Annotated in this window: 1 pseudogene; it reads right to left on the bottom strand. The window is 56.8% G+C overall.

Annotation, left to right across the window (positions count from 1 at the left end):
• A pseudogene (locus tag DXA74_RS16840) lies at positions 1 to 308 on the bottom strand (conjugal transfer protein TraG); the annotation flags it as partial.

Genomic DNA, 308 nt, shown 5'->3' with positions numbered 1-308 from the left:
TGGTCGTCTATGAAGATGAACTGGTTATAGACGTGGTTGCACGACAACAGCACGCCCACCGGGGCGGCGAATGACAGTCGGCAGTCGCTCCGGTCAGTGGACAGCTTCTCAAACCGTGTGTCCGTCCCGACCTTTCCGGGCAAATCTTCCACGTCCGAAAGCGTGTGCAGGCACAGTATGTCGTCCCCGACACGCATTTCTTCCGGGTACAGCCCGATGTCTTTCAGGCAGGTGGTATCTGTCTGCGATAGCGAGAAGTATTTCTCAATGATGCCCGCCTTTCCGTCCTGCCCGGTGATTTCCGATGC

This window comes from Bacteroides sp. OF04-15BH, from assembly GCF_003477995.1.
Classification (GTDB): domain Bacteria; phylum Bacteroidota; class Bacteroidia; order Bacteroidales; family Bacteroidaceae; genus Paraprevotella.
Note: the sequence above shows the minus strand (reverse complement) of the source record. Positions and strands in the feature narration are given on the sequence as shown.